Raw genomic sequence first — 26,336 nt, forward strand, 5'->3', positions numbered from 1 at the left:
TTAATAATGGAACAAATCGTTAATTCAAATCGACAAAATTAGATTTGCAATGTTTTTTCTGACCATAAAAAATGTATGGAAGTAAAATTATTCATCCAAGAAAAATCCATGTTGATCGACTTTATCGAATCAAAAACACTCATGTTCACCTCTTGTCTACCTACTTTTTTAGCAAACAGCACAACCATTTCCGTATTTCGCCACAACCAAATATCTAAATGTGGAAATGAAAAATGCTTTAATACTATTAGCAATTGCGCTTCTCGCCCAAACATCTTACGGGCAAAAATTTTATTGGGCTGAATCGGCCAAATCACATGCTCATACCAGTGATATCAGAGCTATTGAAGTCATGGAGGATGGAGGAATTGTTGCCTTCGGCACATTCAATTCCGCCCTTCATATAGGAGACTTCGAATTAGAAGAGTCTGAGAGTGGTACGAGTTTCTTTCTGGCCAAGTACGACCTTAATGGAAATGTAGAGTGGGCCAACAAGATTGAATGTGATGACTATTTGACAATTACTCATAATCAAGTAGGATTGGCGGTTGATGATGATGACAACGTCTACATATCATCTGTGTATCATGGCAAGCTTATTTTTGATGAAGAAACTTTGACCAACTCAGAAGCCACAAGTGACTTCTTTGTGGCCAAATATGCTAAAGATGGAACCTATCAATATGCGTGGGGCCAAGGAGCTGACCACGCAGTTGCAGTAGATCTGGCGGTAGATGAATTAAACCAAGTGTATGTAGCTGGACATTATGCTGGCGATTTAGGTTTTAATGATCCATCTGAGACAACATTGACAAGTTCGGGTTCTCATGATGCATTCATAGCCAAATACGATGACGAAGGTCAGACGGTATGGGCTAGAAGTTTTGGAGATGCTGATAATTATGATTTGAGCTATGGAGTAGAGGTCAGCGGTAGTTCGGTGTATTGGGGAGTGAACTATAGAGAGGGCACCACTTCCAAATCATACTTTATATCCGTGATTAAGTTAGACTCGGATAACGAATTGCTGTGGACCCATGAAGCAGGATCAACTGATTCAGGAGTTGCATTTTTTAATCAAGCCTATGATTTAAAAGCTTATGGAAGTGATTTGTACGTTGCGGGTTATTTCAGAGGAGGTATTCAACTGGACGGGCAGGATGAACCATTGACGCAAACAGAGTATCAGGCTCTGGCATTCAAGATTACTGACAATGAGGGGTCTGCAATATATAAATGGGCAACAGAAGTTGGGAACTCAAACTACGACTATGGATATGCCATAGCCAAAAATGGTAATTCTGTCTATCTAAGTAGGTTTATGAATTTTCAAAGCTATATAGAGGAGTTATCCGATGCTACAGGAGTTAGTATTGAATCTAATTTATCCACTTCTAAGGGGCCTAATGATAGAGAATACATCTATGACATAGAAGCATACTCAAGTAACCGAATCGTCTTTGGAGGATGGTTCTATCAGAATATATATTATGGAGAATTAGGGAACTGGACTTCAAACGACCAAAATCTATTTTTATGCAAATCCAATCTCTCGGTAGAACCAGATTGGTTGGCATCAACCTATGGTTATTCTATGACCTATGCCAAATCAGTTTTGGACGATGAGGGTAATACGTATGTAGGTGGTAGCTTCTCTGGTATCATGAAAGATGGTGAGGGGATGATCAGATCTAAAGGGGGTACCGACATTTTAGTAGAAAAATATAACGCCTTAGGTGGTCTGGTTTATAGAAAAGTATTTGGTTCAGAATTGGATGATTATTTAGGAGATCTGACCACTTACGATAATGAATTGTATGTGACTGGGGTGTTCGATGTCTATGACGGGTCAGTTTCCATGTATATTGAGGAAGAGGAATTATCAGGTGATGAGGACAAGGAAATTTTCCTGGCCAAATATTCAGAATCTGGAGATTTAGATTTTGCTATGCTGGCCGCTAGTACGGAAGGAGATTTATTCGTTCAGAGCGTGGGAATAGATCAGAGTGGAAACATTTACTTGTATGGCGACGCTAGAGGGGGAAGCCCAAAGCATTTCGGAAATGACGTGGCTATGAGTTACGACGAACAAGGCTTTTTTCTAGCGAAATACAATAATTCTGGAGAAGCCCAATGGGTACAATCTGTGAATGATACGGATGAATACAAAATGAGCGTGAGTGCTCAGCACGGTATCTATATTTCTGGAAAATACACGACAGATGACCTTGATTTTGAAGGTACAAATCTGATTGCAGAAGGCTTCGAAGATATTTTCTTTGCGAATTATGATTATGATGGAAATTTTCAATGGGTAGTTGGCGGGGGAGGCCCATCTGCTGATGTCATCAATGGTATCGCCAGTGACCCCACTGATGGCAGTGTGTATTTGACAGGCTATTTCACGAATAATCTTACACTTTCAGGCCAATCAGTTACAGGTACCAACAAGGAGCTTTTTGTAGTAAAGTATGACCATGAAGGTACTTACCAATGGATGAAGTCTGGTGGTGGTGCCCAACCTGGAGATCAAGGTAAGGCCATTGCACTGGATACAGCAGGAAACGTGATCGTGGTGGGTCAATATGAAGGTGATGACGCCACGTTTGATGACTATCAGCCAGGCGGATCTGGAGAATATGAGATTGAAGCCTTGCTGCTTCTTTATAGTGCAACTGATGGAGAATTGATGGAAGGGTACCATTGGGGATACCCTACCAACTATTTGGAAGGAGATGATAAAGATGTTTTTAAAAGTATATACGTTGACACCAATAATGATTTGAGTATCACAGGACAGTTCGTAGGAGAGGTCAGTCTCGATACCATAGCAGTTCCTATATATGATAATTATTCTCAATTTGTGACAAAAATGTCCTTGTCAGATTGTGCTTATGTTGGAAAGGTAGACTTTGAGTATGATGGCACTTTGCATGCTGAAGAGACCATCAACTTCTCAGACTTGACTGATCTGGGAGCACATACAATTGATGCCTGGTATTGGAACTTTGGAGATGATGAAACAAGTACAGATCAAAACCCAACACACAGTTTTGGATCAGACAATGAATATGATATATCTCTGATTATTACTTACAATGAGTCTTGTCAACTATCAGTAAATCAATCAATTATAATTGAAGAAAAAATAAATACTATACCTGAGACAACCAACCCCATCTTAGATATGGAATTAGATGAAAGGTTTGCCTCAACTGTGGTTGATATTAGTGAGGTATTCAGTGATGAAGATGGGGATTCCTTTACTTATGAATTTTCTTCCTCCAACACTTCAGTGGTTACATTAAGTCTATCCGAAACTGATCTCACCATTACGGAGATGGGGGTAGGTCAGGCTACCATCACACTTAAAGCCAATGATGGCAATGAGGGAGAAGCTACGGATACTTTTGTGGTAGAAGTATTGGAAGTGAATAGAATACCATCCGTGATGAATCCACTTTCAGATTTGGAATTAGATGAAAGGTTTGCTTCAACTGTGGTTGATATCAGTGAGGTATTCAGTGATGAAGATGGGGATTCCTTTACTTATGAATTTTCTTCTTCCAACACTTCAGTGGTTACATTAAGTCTATCAGGAACTGATCTCACCATTACTGAGGTGGGAGTAGGTCAGGCTACCATTACCCTTACAGCTAATGATGGCAATGAGGGAGAAGCCACGGATACTTTTGTGGTAGAAGTGCTGGATGTAAACAGAGTGCCATCTGTCATGAATCCACTTTCAGATATGGTGCTGGCACATAGTTTTGTTACATCTACAGTGGATATCAGTCTGGTTTTTGACGATGCAGATGACGACGATTTGGATATAACACCTTCTTCAAGTGACGAATCTGTCGTGACTGTTGCCATTGAAAATAATCAATTGGTGATTACTGAAGTCTCGGCTGGAGATGCAGTGGTCACGCTAACTGCGAGTGACAACAATGGTGGGCAAGTAGCTGACGATTTTTTGGTGACAGTTGAGCCATACGTTTTGGGAGGAATAGGTGAGGGCTATACACTGAGGATATATCCAAATCCAACCAGCCATATCATCAACATTGAATTTGGAAATGAGATGACAGAGTCTTTGCAGCTTTTTGACTTGTCCGGACAGTTGATTGCTACTTATCGAGATACCACGTCAATAGATTTGGGGAATATGAATAGTGGGACGTATGTATTGCAAGTTGTCATAGGGAGTCAGCAGTATTTTAGAAGAATTATTAAAAATTAACTCACGACAACACAGCAGTTTTATAAAGCCACCTTTACTATGAAGGTGGCTTTTTTGCTTGAAAAATCTTGATTGTTCTGCATTTAGTAAATAACAAATCGCTCAACAGCTTCATTTACGAAAAGAAAATACATGCCTGGCGGCAATTGATTGACATGCATTTCGAAAGTGTCTGAAGTTGAAGTGATTGATTTGTTTAGGAATTTCCTACCAGACAAGTTCACTATCCTTACATCTACCTCTGATAAATCTTGGTATGAAAATTTTAACCTTTGGTTTTTGATTGGATTTCCCAAAAGGTGGAGTGCATTTCCAAAGGAATTCAGGCTCACAGTTATTATTGAACTATACTCGAATATGCCATCATAATCTACCTGCTTCAGCATGTAGTAGTTGATCGGTACATTAGGATAGCTATGTCTGTAGGAGTAAGATTGTTTCTTATTGCTTGTTCCTACACCAGTGACTTGACCAATTTTGTGAAAGTCAATTCCATTTTCACTATGCTCTATTTCAAATCGATCATTGTTAAGCTCTGATGCTGTAGTCCAACCCAAAACGATGTCATTCTTGTCATATTTTCCTGAAAAGGAAACCAACTCTACAGGTAGCAAGGACGAAGTCACTGAAGCTACAGTGAAATAGGTATCTGCCAGATCATCTATTGTTACCGAGGCCAATATATAATCAGCACCATAGCTTATGGATTCATATCCTACCCATTCACCTGCTGAATTGTCGTATTTGGCTACCACCAAGTTATCACTGCTAGCAATTGCATCATCTGTTGGGTCAAAATAGAGCCCGATGTCTACAGTGCCAGTTGCTCCTAAAGTGATATCGTAATAGCCTGAAGTTGTAATAGCCTGAGGATTATATGAACCGTCAATATCGAAAGTTGTGCTAATGGCAGATGGATCAGAGCGTATGTATGCTGTGGTCACAGTCATGCTGGCATCAGGATCCACAATTACGGGTCGGTAATAATCAGTACCTGCGTCATGGTCACCTATTGGGATGAATTTGGAACTGGCAAAAGCTTCAAATGTCACAGGTCCTTGAATGTGAGATGATGAGGAAAACCCTGAAAAACTAGCAGATGAAGAAACAGTCATAACCCCAGGTGCAGTAGGCTGGGCATTGAAGATTCCATCCTCAAATGTTAGGAGACTGGTGATTGTGATGTCACTGTCCAGAGTCAAGCCCGCCGAATTATCAACTACTATTTTAGCCACTGAGGTAGTTCCGCCATTTAATGTGCCAAATCCTGTAGTTTGTGCTACTGAGCCATTAAAATGGAATATCGTGCCATTGTTGATCACCAAAGCATCTGCATCTGCAAATTGATTGGCACCAAACCCCAAAGAATTAGAGACTTTGATAGTTGAGCCACTTTGAAAGGTATAGTCACCAAAATCACAATCGTAGTCGCCAAGAATCAAAGTTCCCCCTGATTGCATTTCAAAATTAATTTTGTCGTTTCCACTAGATGTCACATCACCCAAAAGCTCAATAACCGAAGGAGCTGATGAGGAAATAGTCAGGTCTAGTTCAGCTCCTTGACTATATATATTGCCACTAAAAAACAAAGTGTCTCCAGGCATAGAAGTTAAATTATCATATCGGAGATCTGAACCTGATTCTGAAATCAATCCATTTCTGATCACATAATCATTGGTGATCAATTCTATTCTTTCAGTGTCTGTATAGTACAGAATACCATTTACTGTCATAGTAAACCCTCCTGTAGATAGACTTTTATATCGTATAGCAGTTATTTCCAAAATAGGATATTGATTCGAATTTGCATTTGGAAAGAATGTTTCATTTCCTGTTAAGACTATGGATGCATTTGTCGTATATCTCAAAAGGCTGTAGGTTTCCCAATATCCGTTAGTACTCACGCCAAAGTTGATTACATAGTCTGCATTGCTAGATGTAATTATTCCTCCTCCAGCTGTAGAGTTGCCAGATTCGACCAAAAACGTACCAGTAATGGTTACAGCTGCCTCTACGTCCAATGTCCCTCCGTCGGCAATATTGAGATCATATTCACTCGTTCCGTCATCGTTTATTGTAAAAGCATTGTTTACATCCAATATCCCTCCGGATTCTATAAATAGCTGATCAGCATTATAGCCCGTAGTTTCAATAGCCACTGTATTATAGATATAAATAGGGCCTACATTGGCAGATGTGGCATTGGGATTCTCATTGGTTCCTGCTGTGACCCATCCACTTCCATCTACAAAATATTCCCATACAGTTCCTGAGCTGTTGCCCCAGTCTCCATCAGCAGCAGTCCGCCAGGAAGTAGCCGCAGTTACTGCGAAGTTAGTTCCAGTGTATCCAGCTCCTGATGTGAACAAGAGCGTATAGTTGCCTGAAGTGTCAAAAAAAAGGTCTGAAAATGTATAAACACCTGCAGTGAAGTTTGCTGTAGCAGCTCCAGAAGTAAAAGTAAGGCTACCAGACTCCAGAACCTCAGTGGCTTCTGTAATAGTAAAAGAGCTAGTCACATCTTCGTCCAAATGTCCAGCAGCATCTACTGTTCTCAAACTAAATCCAAAATACACATCTGAAGTAGTACCAGTACCGACTACAGTAGGTTCGTCTTGAAGCTCCAATACAGATGCAGTCACATCCAATATATTGTTGGAACTGCTAGTTTCTATTTGATTGGCCGTTTGAAAAGTACTAGATACACCTTCTATTTCGAATGTGGAGGCTTGAACCAGAAATTGAAGTAATTCATTATCAATGCCTTGTGTACCTGAGTAGGTGTCAACAAAATCAATGGTCAATGAATAGGTTTTAGTACTTCCATCTCCTACATATCCCATGTCAGTGGCTGTAGCATAATTTAACCCTGAAAAGGTGAGTGTACTTGCATCAATAGTAGCCGTACTACTTCCACCACCTGTCTCATCTGTAAGTGTCACAGTCTCAAATAGATCAGTCCAATCATTGATAGCATTGCTAGTACCATCTGCAATAACCAATTGAGAGAATGTAGTGGCATAGCCGTCTGAGGCACCATCGTCTACAATGTCAAACTGAAATATTTCTACCGAACTTGAAGTGGGATCCACAGCAGTGGATGACCCTGATTCATCAATAACTAAAGTGGTAGTGGCATCCGTACCACCAAAACCTACTGGCTTAATGAAGATATTATCCAATGCCAATGCTTGATCATTACCATATTGAGGAGGGGAATTGGGATCAAAAGTAAACTTGACATAAAGGTATTCATTCACATCGAGCGAAACCCCATTGATTTCGAAAGTCTCATCTTCAAATTTTTTCCATCCATTGGAATATTCATTGTTGTTGTTCAAAGTAGTTAACTCAGTCCAGCTTGCACTGGATAAATCATTGGTAATGTTAGTAGATGAAACGTAATAATAAATGCCAATAGTACCATAAGCAATAGAAGATGAAGCAATCTCATAATAATAGTAGGCATCCAGTTCAAGCTCTAGATCAGTAATTTCCAGAGTACCTGTATTTTGAATTTTTGTGATCAATGCATCTACGTTAGTACCAAAGTTGGCAGTGACTGCCATACCAATAGATGGTGCTGAAGCATTGAGCCCATCTAAATCAAAATCGTAAGAGTGAATAATATCTTCAGAATCGTAGTCATCCCATTCATCTCCTTCTTCATTAGCAGTAAATTTTTCTCCATTGGCATAAGCATCTCCAAATCCACCACCACCATCCATGTCAAAATTATTGTCATTGTCTAAGTCGACTGCCCAATTGTCAGAATCAAGCTGAGTAGATGATGGACTGGCAGCTAATGGGCCAGTGTCAGCATCAAAATTATCAAAAGTGATAGTTATGCCAGTCTCAGTCATGGCATACTGAGCTTGGACGACTGACGAAATAGATAAGATGAAAAATGAGAGAACAAAGCAATAATTTGAGATCTTCATATATAAGTTGCTGACTAGATGTATTTGGTCGCTAAACTGTAGCTTTAAACTTTATAATAAATTGATTAGGGGGTATCAAATGGTTAGCGTTGTTCTTTGGTCTAAGACGGCTAAGTAGTATTTTTCCCTACTTTAATTTTTAGTTTGTCTCAGAATTTACTTTTGGCATTCATAGAGAAGAAGGGTATAAGCTCATTTTGTGATTGAAAGGATAGCTGGTAAATTGCACCAAAGAAAAAATAATTGCTGTGTAAATGTTTGATGGATCAGACTACCCCAAATCCCTAGATGAACAACAATTTGATAACTGGCTTGAAATGGGTCGCGAAAGCAAAATCCCATATTGTTATTTACTCATTGTTTGGGATGCTTTAGAAGAGCAGTACTTGCCAGTTTTCGTAGAGGATAAAGAGAGTATTGAGTCATTCGAAATTTATCCCTATTCTACTATCCAGGAGGCATTAATTGCAGTTTATGACCTGTATTCTGAATCTAAAATAAGTCTTGCAAATTAGCGGCATTTGAGTGTTGCAATAACTTCAATGAATCAAATAAAAGGGCTTCTGATAGATATAGATGGCGTATTAGTTGAAGATGGACACGCCATCAAAGGTGCTGTTGATCATTTGAACAATCTAAAGCACACATACAAAGTCAGGTTACTCACCAATACCACAACCAAGACCGTAGGAGAAATTCATCAAATGCTGAACCAATTGGGATTTGATATCCACGTGCAGGAGATTGTTACTGCTCCAGTAGCAGCTCAATTGTTCTTAAACACCAAGGGCTATAGCAGCATTTACCCAGTGGTAAATGCTAATATTCTATCTGAGTTCAAAGCTTTCAGGATAGACAAAAACAAACCAGAGGCTGTTGTCATAGGTGATATAGGCAAGGATTGGAATTACGATTTGCTCAATGATATTTTCAAATGCCTGATGATAGGTGCCGAATTGGTTGCCTTGCACAAAGGTAAATTCTGGAAAAGTGAGGGCGCTCTTCAGCTAGACATTGGCCTATTCGTAAACGGTCTAGAATTCGCTACTGGAAAAAAAGCCACAGTCATTGGCAAACCCAACCATTCGTTTTTTGAAGCCGCTCTCCAAGGCATGGAATTAGGAAAAAAAGAAGTGATTATGATAGGAGATGATATTGATAGTGATGTTGATGGGGCTCAGCGCTTTGGAATCCCAGGGTATCTGGTGCAAACAGGGAAGTACGATGAGGGCTTTGTTTCTCAGTCTGATGTTGAACCAGATCAGGTGATTGAGGGTTTTAAAGACTTGATTCTGTATTAATTATTCCTAGTCGGTTTTGTTATAGCATTTGACGGATTAGGACAAGCCTTTTAGTCAATCATGTACGTGTTTTGATCAAAATTTAGATTGATCAAGAATGAAAAATATCCCAATGTTATTTTTGAGCCTGCTTTTTGGTAGCTGTGGAGCTGATGATAATGAATCAAATACACAAGATATCGCCACATTTACATACCAAGAGGCTAAAGAAGAGTATGAAATACTAAAAGATAGATTAGATGTTGCGCTTACTAGAATTGATGAACTACCTACAAGTGGAGTAGCGATATACACAGGTATGCATAGCGGTGAGTTTTTTGCAAGAGACAATACATCAGAATCTAAGATTGATTACTTCGCAAATGTAGAGCTAACAGTAGATTTTGACTCTCAGACGTTAACTGCCCAAATTACCAATTTTACAACCAACCTCGAAAACTTTGAAAATCCTGAAGGAGAGATTTTAGTTGGCACTGGAGTATTTCGATTTGATACTGGTGGTGATGAAATCGGCTTTTCTATGCCTGTAAGAGTTGGTAATTTAACTCAAGGTAATAAAATTGCCGTCTTTGATGCTAGTGCTGAGAACAAAGGCAGATTCTTTGGAAACGGAGGACAAAGTATGTGGCTTAGGGTTTCATCAACCTTCAATTGGATCCAGGGTTCAGATGCGGGAACCACCTCTGCTACAGTAGGTCACATGTACGCAGTTATGGAATGACAATATTGTAATGAACAATCTTATTCATTTGATCAAAACAATTCTTTTGTTTCCTGATATTGATTTGCGTTATGAGCCGTGGAGAAGAGGGAGATCACTATGTTAGACCGAACTTTCGGCGCCACAGCCAGAATGATAGTGATATTGACGGGGCACAGCGCTTTGGAATATCAGCGTATCTGGTGCAAACAGGGAAGTATGATGGGGACTTTGTTTGACAATCTGATATTGAGCCAGATCAGGTGATTGAGGGTTTTAAAGACTTGTTTCTGCATTAATTGTTCTGAATTCATCATCCTTGCCGAGTGTCTTTCATAGACCTATGCCACATCCCTAACAGGGAAAGAATTGATTTTAATTTATGTCTGACGTTTTTTATCAAAATAAAAGTTTAGTGAAAATTGGGAATAAGATTCGATTTTGTACTTTTAAGAAACCAACAATTAAACTTAATGGAAGAAAATTCGAACGGCACCAATAAAGCAACAGGTATCATCATAGTCATTTTAGTAGTCATAGTGATCCTAGGGGGTGCATGGTATTGGTTTAGCTACAAGCCTGAGCAAGAAGCCAAAGAGAAAGCGCGACAGGAGCAACTTGCCAAAGCAGCTGCTAAGAAAAAGAGGGAAGAGGCAGCTGCACTGAAAAAGACTAAATATGATCAATTGATCACAAATGCCGATAAGGAATTTGAACAAGAGTATTGGGAGACGGCTAAGTCCTCTTATGCTGAAGCCTCCTCACTTTTTCCTAAAGAGCAGTACCCTAAAGATCAATTGGTATTGGTCAATCAAAAACTGGACGAAATAGCTGTTCAAACAAATTCGGCTGGGACTGTAGAAACCCTTTCGTCTGCTACTGGACGTTTTTATGTGGTCGTATCTAGTAGCATAGATGGTGATTTGGCTATGGACTATGGCAACAAAATGGCTGAAGAAGGCAATAGCGTGAAAATTATCGAGCCTTATGGGAGTATCAAGTTCTATCGGGTATCGTTGGGTGATTACGACAATTGGGATAATGCCATAGCCGCTTCCACTTCATTCAGTTCGATTGATGGAGATGCAGTTTGGGTATTAGAGTATTAGTTTCTATTGGGTTGATTTACGTGCAGCTTTGATGGCTTCACCCAGCTGAAAGACGGCCAGAGCGTACAGTGGGCTGTGATTATATCTAGTGATCACATAGAAATTATGAAAAGCAAACCAATAGGCTAGACTTCCATTTTCCATGTCCATGACCTGAAGAGAAACTGATTCAGCTGAATCTACTGATTTTAATGGTTCATAGCCTTTTTGAGCATAGTAAGATAGGGCATGAGTGGGCTTCACCTTTTGTTTGGGTAGATTTTGAGCATGGGCACTCTTGCTGGCCGGGATGGCCACAAGACCTCCCTGCTGCCAACGATGAACTTTTAGATAATTCGCGACACTCGCGATGGCATCATCAGTCTGGTTCATCAGGTCAGCACCAGAATTTCCGTTATAACTTTTGGCATACGCCAAATAGCTGCTTGGCATGAATTGTCCATAGCCCATGGCGCCAGCATAGGAACCCTTGATAACCAGAGGATCTAGGCCTTCTTTTTCACACAACTCTAGGAATTTTGATAATTCAGCTTTGAAAAAAGAAGCACGTCTGGGATAACCAAAAGCCAATGTGTACAAAGCATCCAGCACGCGATAGTTTCCCATTCGCTGACCAAAATAAGTCTCTACTCCAAGAATCCCAATGATTGCTTCTTCAGCTACACCAGTTTCTTTACTCACAGCGTCTAGTATGGCCGCATTGGTCGCCCAAAAATCCACACCAACTGCTATGCGTTCGGGCGTCATGAAGATTTTTCGATAGCGCTCCCAAGTCATACTCCCTTCAGCCGGACGGTTCATCTTTTCAATGATACCCTGTTGAAATTCCGCCTGATTGATAATAGTTTCAAGATCAGTCAGGGCTCTTTTTTGTTGATAGGCCGTCTGACGGATAAAGTCATCCACATCAGATGGGTTGATTTGGGCAGAGCCAATATGTGTAATTGATATCAGCAGAATAATGGCAAGGAGCCATCTTGGGTTTTCCGAGAAATAATTAGAATTCATGCACGTAAATTAGATATGCCCCAAAGCTACTGGTATAAATTTAGAGATGTTTAGTTTGTGTGATCGAATGGCAAGGGGTTAATGATATCTGGTTTTACAATAAAATAGTAATCATCTAATATTGAGTATGCTAAAATTGATGCATTTGTAGGCATATTTCCATTTGTCTTTGAATTGGTTTAAATTTCATTAGCACTTTGAGAATTACATAAAAGTTATTTTATGTCCATGCTGGGGTGCACTACATATTCTACCAAAGGTCATTGCTCTATCAGAGCGTTTGGGTTTTTATTCCGAGATGATTTCTTCAATTTCTTGCTTTTTGACAGACTCAGATGGGTTTGGGCTATGGCATGTTTTCCCAGTTTTCTAAAGCCTGCTTTTATATCATATTGGACTTCAAAACTTAACTATTTGTATTAACTCCTAAATCAACCAAAATGAAAACTTCGCGCTTTACTATTCTATGGATTATATTAATGATCTGCTACAAACCAATTATTGCCCAAAAGGTAGGGTTTGATGGCTTGACCAAAGGCACAATTGACACAGAAGTGCTAACTGCTATTATTCAAAGTAAGCAAGAGGAACTTAAAGAAAAGGTGTTTAGAGATGTGGTTATCAACTACTTCAATAGAACCAATTCAAAGTTCAACAACTTCGCCACCTACTACTACATATACAATGTGATGGAAACCATCATTGCGGAGAAAAACAAAACCATCATCACCAGAAATATCTTACAGCATACCTCTGAATTTGCCTTAACTTATGCAATCACAGCCTACTGTCTGGAATACGGAAATGCGAATCATTTGAGCCAGACAGAGAGGGAAAATCTATTCGAAGCGTTGGGTGTCATTTTTCCTTATGGTGAATTGACCAAGGCCAAAGCGAAGGCTCTATATGATGTAAATCAGGCCATGACGGCAGCACCTAGTGACGATTATTCGTTGAAAATGTCAGACCTGAAAGAGAATTTGGGCGAACTAAGAGCAGTAGGAAGAGGGGCGATCGACTATAGCAATCCAAGAAATAATCAACGTATCAATTTGTTATTGGATGTAGTTTTTGATCTGCTGATTAATAACGAAGAAATTAAATCACGGAAAATTTTTAAAGACAAATTTGAGAAAGATCCAGAGGTTTCGATTTGGTATCAAGCCGATAGCAGATATCAATTATATGCCAATTCTAAAGTAGATAGTATCAGCAAGGCAGCTAAGGTTATCAGAGGTTTAATGAAAAAGAATGTAGACGGGTTTATCAAAAATTATGATTTTGTAGAACAGGTGGTGAAGCAAGTGCCTGTTTTTCTGGAGACTACCCATGACGCAAAAACCATGGTCATGGATTATTTCGGAAAGGTCAAAGCTGGAAATATAACCCTGACAGCCGCTTTGGACGCTCTGGTTAAAACCGAACTCTTCAAAAATCTTGGTCTGACTGAAGCAGAATTGAAAGCACAACTAGACAAACTGTATCAGACGATGACAGGTATGCCTCAGTACGATAAGGTTGCCGAGCTATTTAGCAAGGACAATGTAGAACGTTTCGTCACCCTCTATAAGTTTTATAATGATCTCAAGGCTGAGGATATTGGGTTAACTGAGCTCACCCAAGAACAGTATTTGGCTATGCGCACAATCATTAGGGATGTGATAGAGAAACTATCTTTAAAGTTTGAAAATAGTGTGGTGGCCAAAGTTTCAGATTTCGTTTTGGAGTATACCCTGATCCAGGAAGAAACTACTGATCATGACAAGAAAACAACTACTATTTATGTGGATATTGAGAGTTTGGTATCAGCACTCGACCAGCATTACAACAGCTCATCCAGAAAGAGCAGCATGTCATCGAAATATTGGATCATCAATCCCAGACCATTTTTGACGATAGGAACTAACTATGGTTATTTTATAGATGATACCAATGTATTGAGAACAGATGCAGATGGCAATGTCAATGATATAACCAATTATTATTATGCCAGTGAAAAAGTAGGTTTGAAGGTAAAATTGTTTGATACAAAATATACTCGGTCATTTAAACCTGGAGAAACTTTTACTTACAAAGGAACGAGGCGGGTATGGAAAAGACCCAGAAAACAGACAGTAGTTAGCGACATGTATTACATGGTTTATGCCTCAGGATTGTTGTACAACCTTGTCAATCTCAAATCAGAAGAGAGTTTTGATCAGGCGATTGTGGGCACAGGTCTTGGGATGACTTTCTTTAATGGTTTGGCTATAAGTGCGTCTATGGCAGTGCCATTCACCCAGGGCTCTATAGAAAGCAAGAATTGGTTTTTTAATCTGGGATTTGATATACCCATCATAGAATACCTAGGCCAGCTAAATAAAAAGGAGTAACAAAAATATTTGAAGAATGGCTAAACTAATTTTTACAGCAGACGATTTTGGCGTTGTGCCAGCCATTGACAAAGGGATCGTCTATGCAGCTGCACATGGATTGATCAATTCGGTAGCTACATTTACCAATAGAGATGGGTTTGAAAATTCAGTGGAAAAATTACTAGCTGCCAATGCCAATATTGATGTTGGGGTACATCTCACGATATGCTCGGGTTACGCCCTTACAGATGCTACCTATTTTACAGATAAACATTCAAAATTCAAGCACTACGGAAACATCAAACGACCCAAGCAGGCACACAGATCAGACGAACTGAGCCAGTTGGAGACAGAAATCACTGCTCAAATAGACCGACTGGTCGCTATTCTCCCTGATCAAAGAGTCAAGCATTTAAGTGTGCATTTCAATTCGTTGTATTTTGTCAAAGATTACTTTGATGTACTTGTCAAAGTAGCCAATAGCTATCATCCCGTAATCCCCATCAGATCCGTACATGCCAAACCTGGTATCAAACATGATTTTTTTGTAGGGCAAATGGCCTTTCAGATTGCATTTAAAAACCTTTTCAGGCAAAAGGATGTCGATCACATTGATGAATTTGCAGAAGAAATTGGCGTATACACAAATCAAATGGCCTCCCCGCCAAAAATGCCCGATCTTTTTCACTCTGCCCATTATGGCCCACTGGGCTTAGTTAAGCTTACCGAACACAGGATAAAAAAATTGGCCAAAAAGAAAAGAATGAAGCTGTACAAAACCTGGGAGAAACTACAGCCCAATGAGGTATGTGAATATGTCTTTCATCTAATAGACGATAACTACAGTTTACTGGATGGGTATCAGGGATCAGTTGATTACCTGGATTATGATGGTATAAATACCAAGTACTTTGATAGCCGCATGGCAGAATTAAAGAGTTTAAAATTATTAAAAGAAGAAGGTGATTTTGGTTTATTCAATCAGTTCACCAGTTGGACCAAACTATAAGATCATGGCCAGAGAATATGCATTTACGCCAAAGAAAGATTCTGAATATCACAAAGAGCTCATAGAACAGGCAGAAACGTTTGCTGAGCGTGTAGAAATAATGAACCCTGCTTCGAACTGGGTGCAGCTTACATTGGCGATTAAAGACAAAGAATTAATTCGTTCATTTTGTCATGAGAATATAATGAATATCCTCTGGTACAAATACAAAATAGTTGATGAAGAGACATACAGAGAGAGGTATAATCTAATCACCTTGATATTGATCGTAGCGATTCCTTTTGCCATTTGGGGTACTACTGAATTTGTCAATTATAGGGATTGGGAAACTGGGCAACAAATTACTTCTATCGTCACTGTTGTGTTGACCTTTATTTTTGCCATTCACAAATGGTTGACAGCTTGGATAGAAAAGAGAAACTTCATCAGTAGTTTTAACCAAGCTAAAATAGACCTGTCCAATGTCCTTTTTAGAATAGAAAATGAGCACAGAGGGTTTGCCTTGGATGGCAGTGGTCAGGCACTCACGGCTACCTTCAGAACGGCACTGAGTCAGGGGATTCAGGAGTCTAAAAAGATCCTTCAAGAGGAGACCAAAAACTATTTTGAAAAGCTGGCCAATCCAGGATTCGATTTGTCAGGAGCTATTATTTCTTCGGCAACTTCAGCCAAGCAAGTCTTTTCTCAGTTGAAAGCAGAGCGTTTTCAAGTAGAAGAATGGAAAAAGGAGAGTCAGGAAAAAGAGAAAAAAGAAACGGCTAAAAAAGAAGAAAAGGAGGCCCTGATTTTCAATGTCCGTAAGGCAATTTTGACTGAAAGAGCCAAGTATCAGGCCATTCAAGACCAGGTGATTGACTTGTCGGCTGATGAGGCTGATTTACTTGAAGCTCAAATGAGTGCGGCTCTGGGTCCAACAGATCGACAGAAGCTAGCAAAGAAGCTAGCAAACATTCAAACTCAGCTCAATAGTTATCATACGACTTCCGATAGTATAATGATCGAGCTGGCTGTAAAAGAAGCAGAGTTGGAATTATTGTTGAACTAATCTAATCTAATGGTAATCTTCCATGTGTAATTGGATGCAACAATATTGGTTATAGGTTAATAGTTTAGGGTTTGGCTTGTTTTTATCTTTAGAAGCAGTCACGAGCACTTTTTGTGGAATAATTAAATAAAAAAGAATCTCATGGAATTTATTCAATTTATAGGCATTTTCAGGAGTCTATATGGATTGGCCGAATCCTGGGAATCCCGAAGTAAGAAATGGTATGAAGAAACCGTAGAACCTATACGAGTATCATTCGAGGTAGTGCATGAGGATTATATTAGGTCTTTGCATAAATATCTGAAGATTCTCCAACAGAGTAAAGAGCCTATTGATATAAATCACAACGTTTGGGATGTGATTTTGGATGACAGTCTCGTTTCGGATAATTTGAGAACACGACTTTACGAAATTTACGAGTTGGAATCTCTCAATGCGCTCGGAGAGGTTGTGAATGGAATAAAACAGTATCTCGATTTCACCATGTCAGATGATGATGATAAAAATGATTTGATTTTTGCCCGAGAACAAAAAAAGGCAAAGCAAGATTTCTTGAAATTGGGAATGCCGCAAACGATTCGACCATCATACATTGCAAGACTTAAAATGGAATTTGAAATGAGTAAAGATCATGAGGAATTTCAGGAACGGGCTGTTCATATTACCCGAGTGTGGATTTCATCTTTACAAGAACTCTATCGTGGAGTGAATGACTCTTTCCTTTCTTTAAAACGAAGAAAATGACCTTATCAGCAGCCAGCTCTGCAAGCCTTCATTCACTAAATCCTGCCACAGGCAACCTTCTAAACGTTCATGAATGTTATATAATGGCCTGCGTTATGTTAATATAGCTTGGGTTGAGGGGTGGCATTAATAGTTTAGGGGAGGCCTTTAACATCAATTAAAAACGATCACTTCAATTTCTAGCACTCGCGAGCACTCTTTTGACATTTTTGGCAGGTGGGAGGGAAGAGTGAATGGCAAATGTGTGCGAATCAAGAAAGTTTATATTATCCAAAAATAATTGTATCTTTACAACCAGTATAAATCAGTCTTGATCTTAAGAGATGCAATCTGGATAGATTGACATCAATAGCGAGGCAAGGCATAAAATAACATTTATGACAAAAAACAAACATGGGAAGGATCCTATTGTCCTTCCGTTCCTTACGTTGAGGAACATTTCGACTATTCAAGACCAAGAAAACAATAGGAAAATTTACACTGGTCAAATTTCAGCTTTTTCAATTCTAGATCTTCCTTCTGATGAAAACGTCAGGGAATTCCTCCCTGAAGCGAGTCCCAAAAGGAGAAGCTATACTCAAGTTCATAGGGAAATATTAGAAACCCTAGAGAATAATGATGCTGATTTCAATGTGCTTAACTCAGGTATTACTGTAGTCGCCAAATCCCTGTCAATAGACGATAACAAAAAAGAGATGAAACTTGTGGGTTCATCGATTATTAATGGTTCACAAACTCAGGGTGTCATTAGAGATCATTACAATAATCTTTCAGAAGATGCTCGTAATGAATTCAAAGGTATCGTCAAGTTTGAAATTATTGTAACAGGAGATCCTAATCTAATTGCTGAAACATCAATATCTAGAAACTATCAAAATGCGGTTAGACTATTAAGCATTGAAGGAAGAAGAGGGCAATTTGATGAATTACAAAATGCCTTAGACCCAGGAGGTCAAAGAGGATTAAAACTTCAAAAAAGTGAAAGTGATCTATCTGAAGATATTATTCGAACAGAAAAGCTTCTTCAAATTCTAGTGACATTAATTCCCAAAGAGCTCTGGGAAAGAACCAAACCAAAGACTCATTATAATAAAGCGTATGCATATTCAATGAAGTCTAAATGTCTTAAAGAATTTGCTGATGCTTACGAAGCAGCAAAAAATCCTGAAGATTCGAAACATGCTGAACTCAAAGAACTTTATCAGTTTTACTTGGACCTAGTTTTTGATGGATACAATTTGTATCAAAAATGGAAGCACCATCAAGGATTCATTGGGAGAAATATTCGGAATGGCCTGAAATGGGAGGGAAGGTCAATAAAAGAAGTATCTGATGGATTTGTGTTTCCTATATTGGCTGCATACTCAAATTTCATTACGAAAGTAAATGACAGATGGACTCTGATGATTCCTTCTCACCTTGATGAAAATGATTTAATTGGGTTCATACATCAAGTTTATTCTGACTTATCGAGGGCAAACCCTCAGCATATGGGTAAGACAGAAAGTTCCTACGTTTTTATGGAAAGTATTACAAGAATGTACAGAAGAGCTATTCAAGCTGAAGGCTCGTAAATACTTTTAATTGCATAAGGCGTGGCATTAAATATTAAAATAAATCTAGGTGATTGTTATGAGCTTGAAGATGTTTCAAACGACTTATCTTCTTCGAAATTTGTAACAACTCTAAGTGACGATTCAGAGGTCGAAATAGGGGTATTAATTGGCAATACCTCTCACACTCTGTTGACTGAGGTATATAACCTTGCTTTTGGTCCTGTTGATAAGAATAATGCAATTAATGATACGGCAAAACTGACTCATAAAGATCATTCAAAGACGTTTTCAACTATTGTATTAGCCTCATTGACTTTTTTATCTGCTAACCCCGATAAATATCTCGGTATTGATGGATCAAATAATGCTAGGGCTTATCTGTACTTCAGAATAATTCAAAATAACTATGATCAATTATCTCAATATTTTGAAATATCTGGAGTGAATTACTACGTAAGAATCCTAAGAAAGACTAAAGATACGGACAGTAGCCATCCAGTTGATAGTAATGATATGGAAGCAATTCCTAGACCTATTCAAAAAGGAGAAAAAATTAGTAGCGATAAAATGTACAATTACTTTATTTTCAAACTTAAAGAAGGAGTTCAATTACCATAGAATTGGATATAGAGATTTAGGAATTGTAGTATTAGATACAACAGCTAGTGTAATATTTCGTATATTTACACTATAATAGTTATTGAAACTGTTGTAGTAATGGAAAAGTTATTAGAAAAAATAGCAGAAATAAGAGTTAAAGCTGCAAGTAGTAGTAAAAGTAACTCCAAAAAGAATCATCTAAGATCAGATGATTCCAATGCACTGGATAAAGCAATTAAAACGAAAGATGATGCTGATTTATTTATGAAGAGATTAAGAGCTTTATAATTATTTCTTTAACAAAAAATATTTTTATAATAAACTGCTTCATATCTGGAGCAGTTTTTTTATGCTATGAATTCTTATCCAGAGGTTAGGTGTTGTGTGTTGGGAGCGAACAGGTCCACCAAATACGATATCAGGCAAGCAGTATAGCCATCTATTTTAGATTTATAGAACCTGATAAAGCAATACTGACTTAACATTATGTTAAGTATAATCTGTTTCGTCCAGGCGGGTCAGCAAGGCAAAATACCGAGGGTGCGGTGGGTCGTGTGTTGGGAGTGATTATTTTGTCTAGGGTTTTTGAATACTTTTGGGCCAATGCCAAAAGTATTTGCCTGCCCGGCATGAGGGCATACAGCGAACACAGATGAATGAAAACTGAACTGTGAGCTTTACAAATTCCGTCATAACTATACGATGAGATTCCTGATCTCCGTTGCACTTCGTCAGGAATGACGCAAAGGCTTGTGCTGTGAGCCAAACAGAGCGTTGGCCAGCAAGTGTATCGCAGGCAAAATCCTAATGCCTGAGAATAGCATATTTGAAAACGAACTGAACAATTACCCGAATAACGAAATTTTGATCGACAAGCTTTGCCTGAGATTCTCTTGCTCAGGGCTGGTCAGTGAGCCTTAGCTCACAAGCGGGTGGGAAAACTATTAATAGTCGTTTGGTCAGGGAACGGCCGAGCGATGGAATGTGCGCTGGCCGAGCGGCTATTTAATATAACGTCTAATTATATAACAACATCATAAGGAGCACTGAACCAGTGTACGTCCAGGAGCGTCAGCACGCAGAGATAATTTACCCGAGCGCCGTGGCGAGGGCAAGCGAAGAATGAGCGCAGACATAATATCATTATATAACAATGATGGGTACTGGCATGAGCCGTGATTTGCTTTAACATAAAATCATTGCCGTTGATCGGACTCACATCCGATAACTGATTTTATGCTAAATGCTGCGCATACGCAAATCACTAGTAATGTTATATAATTTATATTATGTTAAATAAGGTCTATACTTCAATTTGTTCATATTGTCTTGATATTGACTTTCAAAATATTATTAATCTATTATTGCTCATAAGTAAAGACTTATGAGCTACGTAAAAACAATTTCATTTCAAGAAAATTATAAACTACCTGTACTCTTTATCAACAGTACATCTAAACCTAGTTATTACTATTTCGAATATCTTCTCTTTAAACTAAGATATGCTCACCCTTTATCAACCTTAAGAGACAAAGCATATGCAGTCTCAAAATTTTATAACTATGCCCATCAAAATTTCAATCAAAACATTGATGCTTTAATTAAAAAAAACAGCTCTGACGAACTCGAAAAAATATTAAATGCTTATAAAATATATATTCTCAATACTCAATCAAAACAAGAATATTCAAATAAGTACAGATACGTTTTATTAAAAGCTCTTCGGGATTTCATAGAATATTATGTACAATCCAGATCACTTACGATTAACCTTCTACCCTACAATTCTATATTCTCTAAACTAAGGATTGAAACTTCAACAAAATTTAAAAAATCAAATCTGACAATTACGAAAGAATATCTTGAAATTGTCCTGCAAGTTGTATCTCCGGAAAGCGAATTAAATCCATATCACCCAGATTTGGGTCTGAGATGGAGAAACTACATTATAATAAGAATTTTATATGAGACCGGAATACGTCTTGGAGAGCTAATGAGTTTAGATTTAAACTCATATTTTTCCTCCAATAAAAACTATTATTTGAGTATCGGATTAAGTGATAAAATTAACGACACCCGATTTTCGACTGGACTAATAAAAAATCCCCAAAGCGTTAGAAATGTAGCAATATCAGACGAACTGCATTCAATCATTCATCATTATGTAACTGTCATACGAAGAAAGGTTATTAATTTAAAAGAACATAAGCAGCAGTTTTTAATAGTGTCAAATAGAGCGCGTTCAATATCAAAACATACGATATATCAAGTGCTGAACAAAGCTCAAGACAAAGCCAACATATTAAATAATTCATCATATGATTTAAAACCACATGCATTTAGATATGCATTTGCAAATAGTTTTCTAAAATATCTTATTGAAATTGAACAATGTTCCCTCGAATTAGCAAAAGATAAACTCCGTTCTTCTATGGGCTGGGACAGCAAATCAACCATGCCAGACAAATATGCTGCAAATTACATTGCCCAGCTTGCTGATCAAGATAACATCAAACGATTAAATTCAATTTATTAAAGCATGAACTACAAGTTTAATCGAATCGATACTATCAAGATTCAAAAAATAGGACAAGTTGGCAATGAATATTTTGAAATAGACTTAGCCAAAGACGTATGGCTCATTCGTCACTCAGGAATTCTCTACACAGTAGCGTGGAAAAAATTTTCAAAAGGACCAGAATTGGAGACTTATAAAGGTTTTATTGCTTCAAGATTAGAGACAAAGTCGCCATCAGTTATAACTAAAGACATGCGATTACTAAAATTTTTTAATAGTTGTCAAATGTCTTTTCTTGATATTCAGATAATTCCTGATCAACTAAAAGTAAGAATCAAAAATCTTTCATTAGACTATTACTCCTTTAAATCATATGTTCAATGGCTCAATGAAAATACTTCTGTAAAAATTGAATCTAAATTAAACTTTGATATTATAGAATTACGCCCAAAATCAAGAAAGCCTTATCACAATTTGGAGTCGAAACACTACGAGCTTTCCAAAAGAACGCAACATGATTTGATTAAACATTTTGAGAATAAACTAAACTACATTACCCGGTTCAATACGAAAAAAGTTCAAACTGGTCTTATGCTTATGATCTCCTATGAACTCGGATTACGTCCGATTCAAATACATGCGCTTAACATTGCTGACCTAACCATTCATACTCATAAAACTGAAAGGTTATGCTCTCTAAATATATTAAGTGTAAAAAAAAGATCAGAAAAGGAATACAAAAAAACAAAAAGAGCTATATCCATTAAATTGGGGAATAAGATAGCAGAGTATATATCTGCGAACAAGCTTGATCATTTAGACCCAATGTTCTTCTCTCCTCGTAATTTAGTGAGGTATTCATCTACCAAAATCTGCAAACTCATATCTGCAGAATTTCAAGAAATTGGTATCAATACTAAGGATTATTTCGGAAATACAATATTGAGACATAATTTGGCTCAATCACTTGCAAATCAAGGCAGCCCTTCCGAAATAATAGCATCAATATTGGGTCATAACTCTACTACAGCATCAAATGCTTATGTAAAAGCTGTACCAACAATTTCAAAAATCAAAACACAAGCTCTTGGGAAAAGCAAAAGGTTTACAGAAATAATTGATATGCTGATGACTGGAGAGCCAAAAAAAGAAGATGAAGTGAAAAAGGACCGCTGGGTTCATGGAGTAGTCGGCAATGGCTATATAGGTGGAATAGGTGGATGTGGATTACCTTCCAATAATCAATGTCCCAAAAATCCAATTTACTCCTGTTATACCTGTCAAAAATTTCATCCCTTCAAAGATGGTCCTCATCAGGAAGTGCTAGATAAATTACAAGCAGAGGTACAGCTATTTATTGAACAAGCCACATCATCTGGAGATATACAATTCAATCGCTCTATTGACCAACTTGAGTTAACAATAGAATCTGTTGTTCGAACTATTGAAAGGTTCAATAAATGAGAGAGCTATCAAAATTTATTGATGAACAAAAAAAGTATTTCAAGGAATCTGTACCTACAATTGTTTGGGATGATGATCGATGGGATGTTTCCCATTGGATACCAAATCGTGGGGTGGATCGCTATATCATTTTTCAACCTATTAAATCTAAATTAATTAAGAGTAGAAATATATGTAAAATCATTCCTCTTGAATTTTCTGAATTTATGAAGGCATTAGCAGTTTATATGCATAGATCAAGAAAAACAGGATTTATGTCAGTCCGTAACTATGTCAATGAATTACGACGAATGTATTCTTTGGTCTTATTTATTAGGGGTGAATCTGCCCCTTCCCTACTTTCTAATTGGCATTTTGAACAACTTCTTAGAACTCGAAAAGAAGAGAATTATAAAAATATTTATAATTCAGCTGCAAATATTAAACTCATAGCCGATCTAATTGACAGGTTGAATATTTGTGAAACAAAAATAAATTTTCAACATGGATTAAAAAGTAAACACCACCATAACTCATTAAAATCGAACATTGTCAGCAATGACAATGAAAGAGATATTGATAAACTGCCCAGTTTAGAATTCTTTCAAGCATATGCCTATTGTACCAATAATCCTATTAATGAAAATGAAGAAATACTTTTACGTACCATCGATTTATTAATAGCTCTTGGACAGAGAGGAAATGAGGTAACAGTTATACCATATGATTGCATTATAGAAAAATATAATTACACTGATTCAGGCGAAATAATAAATGATGGTCATGGTAAACCTATTATGACGTATGGTTTAAAATACTTTAGCGAAAAAAACTTTGAACCTAAAATACATTATTTATCAGATATTGATTGGCCTTTTGCAAAAAGAGCAATTGACAGACTCAAGATTTTAACTAAAGAAGCTCGGAATGTGGCATTGTTTCAGGAAGGAAATCCAGATAGAATTTGGGAGATCAAGCCAGATTCAATAATTAGCGACACCGAAATATCGAAATATTTACAGTTTAAGACTTTTTTAAACTTACATACTTACTTGAGACGAAAAGGAGTTTATAAAGTTAGCTCTGATGCCGATCATGATCGTAATGAGAAATTCAGTTCCAATAGATTCTATAATTATAGATACTATTATCGTGCTGGTGACATTGAAAATGTATTGAAAAATGATTTACCAGATCATTTTGATTTCCGTTCCAAATTTGATTCAAAAGTTGAAACTGTACTAAAAACATCGGAAATCCTTAGTATTAGATTTAATGGAGCATTTCAGTTCAAAATAAGGGGATCACATTTGAAAAAAATATTTCCCCATAGAACAACATTACCTGAAATAAATGGTGCTCTAGGCTCAAAGAGTGTTTATCAAACAATTTTTGAAAGACGTAACCTCACAGAAAAGGATGGGACTAGACTAGGAGCAACTTCTCACTCCTTTCGGCACTGGCGAAATACCATATATCAACTAACTGGTATGTCAGACGTTCAACAAGCTTTGGCATTGGGACGAAATGACATTTCCCAAAACAAATATTATCAACATGAAACATTAAAAGAAAAAACGGAAAATCACAGAAATTTTTTACGTTTTAATAACAATCAGGAAAAAATCACTTATCTTCAAAAAGGGATAAAAAATGGAACCATAAAAGGTTCAATAACCAATCTTTATGAAAAGATTAGAAAAGAGCAATCCGCAAGAGATGCTGATGAATTTCTAACCATACATGCCAATTCACTGCACATTACTCCATTTGGAGGTTGTACACATGATTTTAGTCAAAACCCTTGTTTGAAACATCTTCAGTGCTGGAATGGTTGTTCGCATCTTCATAGAACTGGTACTGAGAATGAAACAAGAAGACTGACAGAATTGCTAGGTAGTCTAGAAAAACTCAAAGAAAAACAAGCCAAAGAATTACAAGAAGGATCGGTCTGGACATCAGATTTGAATTCTAAGATTAGTAACTTAAGGAAAGTGTTGGATAATGATACAATTGATAATAGTAAAAAGCCATATCAAGTATTTCCAGATAGCCAATACATGCAAAATATAGGAAAAGATAAGACAAGTTCAACAACAGATGACTAAGGTTAGTAAATTAAGGGGACAAAAGTTAACTGACGAAATAGAGCGAATATGCCAGGAGTATATAAGTAAGGACCCTCGGGTAGCAAGGATTACTAGATCCCTAATTCAAAGAAAACTTGGTCAATCCAGCCGATCTACGTTAGTAGGAGAAAGAGGTAAACTTATAGATCATTATGCAGATCAGCAACGCAGAAATTTTAACATCACCAAAACAGGAATTAGGAAAAAAACAGATGATGAAAAGTTAGTTAAACTCAGAATTGAAAATGAACAATTAAAAAGAGAAAGAGACCAAGCTGTTGCTGACTATGCATCAATAATGAATGGTTTAAAAATGAAAGGCATTAATTTGGAAGATGTCCTCTACCCTATTTTTAATCCACACGAATAATTTTATTCACTATCATTAGATAGAACAAAAATGTTTAGCTAGCCGAATATACCATACTCAATTCTACCCAATGCATTATATACCTCCAATCTACCCATACCACTATCTAGCAGTTCAACTGGCTTTTTGTTTGCAAGATTTCTACAAGGCAACGTTAGCCATTCGATAAAATATTCTCTGTCTTCGAACACATCCTCACCAAACTGGTATATGAGTTCAAAGGTAATCTCTTTCGTTTTCATATGTCAAGGCAATAATTTATTAGC

General features: G+C 37.6%; 20 protein-coding genes. 17 read left to right on the top strand and 3 right to left on the bottom strand.

Annotated features, from left to right (window positions below):
- Positions 1 to 226: 226 nt before the first annotated feature.
- A complete protein-coding gene (locus B9A58_RS00570) occupies positions 227 to 4,243 on the top strand; it encodes a T9SS type A sorting domain-containing protein (protein ID WP_084370479.1) in 4,017 nt (1,338 codons plus the stop codon).
- Positions 4,244 to 4,326: 83 nt separating this feature from the next.
- Here the strand turns inward: B9A58_RS00570 and B9A58_RS00575 are convergent, their stop codons facing one another.
- Positions 4,327 to 8,184 (bottom strand): T9SS type A sorting domain-containing protein, encoded by a 3,858-nt coding sequence (locus tag B9A58_RS00575; protein WP_139793696.1) that lies wholly within the window; start codon positions 8,182 to 8,184, stop codon positions 4,327 to 4,329.
- A gap of 254 nt (positions 8,185 to 8,438) precedes the next feature.
- Here B9A58_RS00575 and B9A58_RS00580 point away from each other — a divergent pair, with 254 nt between their 5' ends.
- The 5 genes from B9A58_RS00580 (at position 8,439) to B9A58_RS00595 (ending at position 11,294) form a co-directional block, all read left to right on the top strand.
- On the top strand, positions 8,439 to 8,699 hold the full coding sequence (locus tag B9A58_RS00580; RefSeq protein ID WP_084370481.1) for a hypothetical protein: 261 nt from the start codon (positions 8,439 to 8,441) through the stop codon (positions 8,697 to 8,699).
- A gap of 27 nt (positions 8,700 to 8,726) precedes the next feature.
- Positions 8,727 to 9,485: a TIGR01458 family HAD-type hydrolase gene (locus B9A58_RS00585; protein ID WP_084370482.1), complete on the top strand. Its 759-nt coding sequence runs from the start codon at positions 8,727 to 8,729 to the stop codon at positions 9,483 to 9,485.
- A gap of 97 nt (positions 9,486 to 9,582) precedes the next feature.
- A complete protein-coding gene (locus B9A58_RS00590; protein WP_084370483.1) occupies positions 9,583 to 10,206 on the top strand; it encodes a HupA family protein in 624 nt (207 codons plus the stop codon).
- Between the two features lie 71 nt (positions 10,207 to 10,277).
- Positions 10,278 to 10,424 (top strand): HAD hydrolase-like protein, encoded by a 147-nt coding sequence (locus B9A58_RS20765; RefSeq protein ID WP_139793697.1) that lies wholly within the window; start codon positions 10,278 to 10,280, stop codon positions 10,422 to 10,424.
- Between the two features lie 234 nt (positions 10,425 to 10,658).
- Positions 10,659 to 11,294 (top strand): hypothetical protein, encoded by a 636-nt coding sequence (locus tag B9A58_RS00595; RefSeq protein WP_084370484.1) that lies wholly within the window; start codon positions 10,659 to 10,661, stop codon positions 11,292 to 11,294.
- 3 nt (positions 11,295 to 11,297) lie between these two features.
- On the opposite strand, the gene mltB is transcribed toward B9A58_RS00595, so the two are convergent.
- A complete protein-coding gene (gene mltB, locus B9A58_RS00600; RefSeq protein ID WP_084370485.1) occupies positions 11,298 to 12,302 on the bottom strand; it encodes a lytic murein transglycosylase B in 1,005 nt (334 codons plus the stop codon).
- Between the two features lie 440 nt (positions 12,303 to 12,742).
- Between mltB and B9A58_RS00605 the strand changes: the two genes are divergently transcribed.
- The 11 genes from B9A58_RS00605 to B9A58_RS00650 all read left to right on the top strand — a co-directional run bounded on the left by B9A58_RS00605 (position 12,743) and on the right by B9A58_RS00650 (position 26,070).
- A complete protein-coding gene (locus B9A58_RS00605; protein WP_139793698.1) occupies positions 12,743 to 14,674 on the top strand; it encodes a hypothetical protein in 1,932 nt (643 codons plus the stop codon).
- Between the two features lie 16 nt (positions 14,675 to 14,690).
- Positions 14,691 to 15,665 (top strand): ChbG/HpnK family deacetylase, encoded by a 975-nt coding sequence (locus B9A58_RS00610; RefSeq protein ID WP_084370487.1) that lies wholly within the window; start codon positions 14,691 to 14,693, stop codon positions 15,663 to 15,665.
- 4 nt (positions 15,666 to 15,669) lie between these two features.
- Positions 15,670 to 16,710, top strand: coding sequence for a hypothetical protein (locus B9A58_RS00615; protein WP_084370488.1), 1,041 nt, complete (start codon positions 15,670 to 15,672; stop codon positions 16,708 to 16,710).
- A 141-nt stretch (positions 16,711 to 16,851) separates the two neighbouring features.
- Entirely contained in the window at positions 16,852 to 17,454 is a 603-nt protein-coding gene (locus B9A58_RS00620) for a hypothetical protein (RefSeq protein ID WP_084370489.1), read from the top strand.
- A gap of 377 nt (positions 17,455 to 17,831) precedes the next feature.
- On the top strand, positions 17,832 to 19,028 hold the full coding sequence (locus B9A58_RS00625; protein WP_084370490.1) for an AIPR family protein: 1,197 nt from the start codon (positions 17,832 to 17,834) through the stop codon (positions 19,026 to 19,028).
- 21 nt (positions 19,029 to 19,049) lie between these two features.
- Positions 19,050 to 19,628: a DUF6934 family protein gene (locus B9A58_RS00630; RefSeq protein ID WP_084370491.1), complete on the top strand. Its 579-nt coding sequence runs from the start codon at positions 19,050 to 19,052 to the stop codon at positions 19,626 to 19,628.
- 99 nt (positions 19,629 to 19,727) lie between these two features.
- The gene (locus B9A58_RS20285) at positions 19,728 to 19,898 is read left to right on the top strand and encodes a hypothetical protein (RefSeq protein WP_176214634.1); all 171 of its coding nucleotides are present in this window, start codon (positions 19,728 to 19,730) and stop codon (positions 19,896 to 19,898) included.
- A 1,096-nt stretch (positions 19,899 to 20,994) separates the two neighbouring features.
- Entirely contained in the window at positions 20,995 to 22,146 is a 1,152-nt protein-coding gene (locus tag B9A58_RS00635; RefSeq protein WP_084370492.1) for a tyrosine-type recombinase/integrase, read from the top strand.
- A 3-nt stretch (positions 22,147 to 22,149) separates the two neighbouring features.
- Positions 22,150 to 23,592, top strand: a complete 1,443-nt coding sequence (locus B9A58_RS00640) for a tyrosine-type recombinase/integrase (RefSeq protein WP_084370493.1) — start codon at positions 22,150 to 22,152, stop codon at positions 23,590 to 23,592.
- The gene (locus tag B9A58_RS00645) at positions 23,589 to 25,679 is read left to right on the top strand and encodes a hypothetical protein (RefSeq protein WP_084370494.1); all 2,091 of its coding nucleotides are present in this window, start codon (positions 23,589 to 23,591) and stop codon (positions 25,677 to 25,679) included. The genes B9A58_RS00640 and B9A58_RS00645 overlap by 4 nt, the downstream gene beginning before the upstream one ends.
- Positions 25,672 to 26,070, top strand: a complete 399-nt coding sequence (locus tag B9A58_RS00650; protein WP_084370495.1) for a hypothetical protein — start codon at positions 25,672 to 25,674, stop codon at positions 26,068 to 26,070. Before B9A58_RS00645 ends, B9A58_RS00650 begins: the two co-directional genes overlap by 8 nt.
- 38 nt (positions 26,071 to 26,108) lie before the next feature.
- Here B9A58_RS00650 and B9A58_RS00655 read toward each other — a convergent pair whose 3' ends face one another.
- The gene (locus B9A58_RS00655; RefSeq protein ID WP_084370496.1) at positions 26,109 to 26,312 is read right to left on the bottom strand and encodes an MbcA/ParS/Xre antitoxin family protein; all 204 of its coding nucleotides are present in this window, start codon (positions 26,310 to 26,312) and stop codon (positions 26,109 to 26,111) included.
- Positions 26,313 to 26,336 lie beyond the last annotated feature (24 nt).

Origin of the sequence: Reichenbachiella faecimaris (genome assembly GCF_900176375.1) — a bacterium.
In the GTDB taxonomy this organism is placed as follows: Bacteria; Bacteroidota; Bacteroidia; order Cytophagales; family Cyclobacteriaceae; genus Reichenbachiella; species Reichenbachiella faecimaris.

Bases quoted from the DNA above. Each gene is read 5' to 3' on its own strand.
- B9A58_RS20285 (WP_176214634.1), top strand. From the start codon at position 19,728: ATGGAAAAGTTATTAGAAAAAATAGCAGAAATAAGAGTTAAAGCTGCA.
- B9A58_RS00625 (WP_084370490.1), top strand. From the start codon at position 17,832: ATGACAAAAAACAAACATGGGAAGGATCCTATTGTCCTTCCGTTCCTT.
- B9A58_RS00640 (WP_084370493.1), top strand. From the start codon at position 22,150: ATGAACTACAAGTTTAATCGAATCGATACTATCAAGATTCAAAAAATA.
- B9A58_RS20765 (WP_139793697.1), top strand. From the start codon at position 10,278: ATGAGCCGTGGAGAAGAGGGAGATCACTATGTTAGACCGAACTTTCGG.
- B9A58_RS00635 (WP_084370492.1), top strand. From the start codon at position 20,995: ATGAGCTACGTAAAAACAATTTCATTTCAAGAAAATTATAAACTACCT.
- B9A58_RS00585 (WP_084370482.1), top strand. From the start codon at position 8,727: ATGAATCAAATAAAAGGGCTTCTGATAGATATAGATGGCGTATTAGTT.
- B9A58_RS00570 (WP_084370479.1), top strand. From the start codon at position 227: ATGAAAAATGCTTTAATACTATTAGCAATTGCGCTTCTCGCCCAAACA.
- B9A58_RS00595 (WP_084370484.1), top strand. From the start codon at position 10,659: ATGGAAGAAAATTCGAACGGCACCAATAAAGCAACAGGTATCATCATA.
- B9A58_RS00605 (WP_139793698.1), top strand. From the start codon at position 12,743: ATGAAAACTTCGCGCTTTACTATTCTATGGATTATATTAATGATCTGC.
- mltB (WP_084370485.1), bottom strand. From the start codon at position 12,302: ATGAATTCTAATTATTTCTCGGAAAACCCAAGATGGCTCCTTGCCATT.
- B9A58_RS00580 (WP_084370481.1), top strand. From the start codon at position 8,439: ATGTTTGATGGATCAGACTACCCCAAATCCCTAGATGAACAACAATTT.
- B9A58_RS00575 (WP_139793696.1), bottom strand. From the start codon at position 8,184: ATGAAGATCTCAAATTATTGCTTTGTTCTCTCATTTTTCATCTTATCT.
- B9A58_RS00655 (WP_084370496.1), bottom strand. From the start codon at position 26,312: ATGAAAACGAAAGAGATTACCTTTGAACTCATATACCAGTTTGGTGAG.
- B9A58_RS00645 (WP_084370494.1), top strand. From the start codon at position 23,589: ATGAGAGAGCTATCAAAATTTATTGATGAACAAAAAAAGTATTTCAAG.
- B9A58_RS00610 (WP_084370487.1), top strand. From the start codon at position 14,691: ATGGCTAAACTAATTTTTACAGCAGACGATTTTGGCGTTGTGCCAGCC.
- B9A58_RS00615 (WP_084370488.1), top strand. From the start codon at position 15,670: ATGGCCAGAGAATATGCATTTACGCCAAAGAAAGATTCTGAATATCAC.
- B9A58_RS00620 (WP_084370489.1), top strand. From the start codon at position 16,852: ATGGAATTTATTCAATTTATAGGCATTTTCAGGAGTCTATATGGATTG.
- B9A58_RS00590 (WP_084370483.1), top strand. From the start codon at position 9,583: ATGAAAAATATCCCAATGTTATTTTTGAGCCTGCTTTTTGGTAGCTGT.
- B9A58_RS00650 (WP_084370495.1), top strand. From the start codon at position 25,672: ATGACTAAGGTTAGTAAATTAAGGGGACAAAAGTTAACTGACGAAATA.